General features: G+C 70.1%; 2 protein-coding genes. One reads left to right on the top strand and one right to left on the bottom strand.

Going from position 1 to position 1,370, the window contains the following annotated elements; genetic code table 11:
* Nucleotides 1-98: 98 nt before the first annotated feature.
* A complete protein-coding gene (locus tag ABZ860_RS42795; RefSeq protein WP_214409178.1) occupies nucleotides 99-479 on the bottom strand; it encodes a nuclear transport factor 2 family protein in 381 nt (126 codons plus the stop codon).
* On the opposite strand from ABZ860_RS42795, the gene ABZ860_RS42790 reads away from it, so the two are divergent.
* Nucleotides 478-1,370 (top strand): helix-turn-helix transcriptional regulator (locus ABZ860_RS42790; protein ID WP_357232606.1); only part of this gene is annotated, 893 nt, incomplete at its 3' end. The two genes, ABZ860_RS42795 and ABZ860_RS42790, sit on opposite strands and share 2 nt — an antisense overlap.

Below are 1,370 nucleotides of genomic sequence, written 5' to 3'. Positions count from 1 at the left end.
CGGGCGCACCGCCCATGCCGAGCGCCGGGCTGCGGCGAGTAACCCGAACCACGCCGTGCTCCCGGCGCCCGGCTCGGACCACCCGGCCGGGCGGGCGCTCAGAACATCCCGTTGGGGATCTCCGCGGGCTCCGGCACAGGCTGGACGACGTCCCAGTGCTCGACGATCAGCCCGTCCTCCAGCCGCCAGATGTCGACGACCGCGGTGCCGCGCTCCTCCCCCGGCGGGATCATGAGGTAGTGCACGACCACGTACTGTCCGTCGGCGATGGCGCGCTTGAGCTCCAGCCGGGCGCCCGCCACCGGTGCGTGCGCGATGAAGTCGATGAACGCGTCCCGGCCGGAGGGGTTGCCCGGGCTGTGTTCGACGAAATCCTCCGCCAGAAGCGTGCGGAGGACGGCGATGTCGCCCCTGGCGAACCGCGCGAAGCCTTCGAGCACGAGTTTCCTGTTGCGTTCCGTCTCAGTGGTTTCCAGCATGCGGGTAACGGTGGCGCGCCGGGATCGCGTCGTCGATTACATGCCTTGTAATGGCGATGCGGCGCGCGCTCACGATAGAACCGGGTCCATGTCGAAGGATCGTCCTGTCGGTGAGCTCCTGCGCGAGTGGCGCCACCGGCGGCAGCTGAGCCAGCTCGACCTGGCCATCCAGGCGGAGGTTTCCGCCCGCCACGTCAGCTTCGTGGAGACCGGCCGCACGATCCCCAGCCGCCCGATGGTCCTGCATCTGGCCGAACATCTGCGGGTTCCGCTGCGCGACCGGAACCGGCTCCTGGTCGCCGCGGGTTACGCCCCCGTCTACCAGGAGCGCCCGCTGGACGACCCGGATCTGACCGCGGCGCGCGAAGCCCTCCATCAGATCCTGCGAGGGCATGAGCCGAACCCCGCGCTGGTGGTGGATCGCCGTTGGAACCTGGTGTTCGCCAACTCCGCCGCCGACGTGTTCCTGGACGGTGTCGCACCTGCCCTGCTGGAACCACCGGTCAACATGATGCGGCTGGGCCTGCATCCCGCCGGGTTCGCGCCCCGGCTGCTCAACCTGGATCAGGTTCGCGGATTCCTGCTGCCGCGCCTGGCACGGCAGGTGCACCGGACCGGGGACCCGCAGTTGAGCGACCTCTACGCGGAACTCCTCTCCTATGGTGCTCCCGACCCGGTGCGGCCGCCGGATCCCGCCGACATCGCGATGCCCATCCGGATCCGGCACCGGGGGGCCGAGTTGAGCTTCATCAACACGATCACGGCGTTCGGCGCCGCCTTCGACGTCACGCTCGAGGAGATCGCGATCGAGGCGTACTTCCCCGCCGACGCCCGCACCGCACTCGCGTTGCGCGGCGGGGCCGATTCGGTGGCGCCGGACACGGAAGCCTC

The organism is Microbispora sp. NPDC046973 (assembly GCF_040644495.1).
In the GTDB taxonomy this organism is placed as follows: domain Bacteria; phylum Actinomycetota; class Actinomycetes; order Streptosporangiales; family Streptosporangiaceae; genus Microbispora.
This window is presented reverse-complemented; position numbering and strand designations above follow the sequence as displayed.

What these genes read in the sequence shown, in the direction of transcription:
- ABZ860_RS42795 (WP_214409178.1), bottom strand. Translation starts at nt 479, where the DNA reads ATGCTGGAAACCACTGAGACGGAACGCAACAGGAAACTCGTGCTCGAA.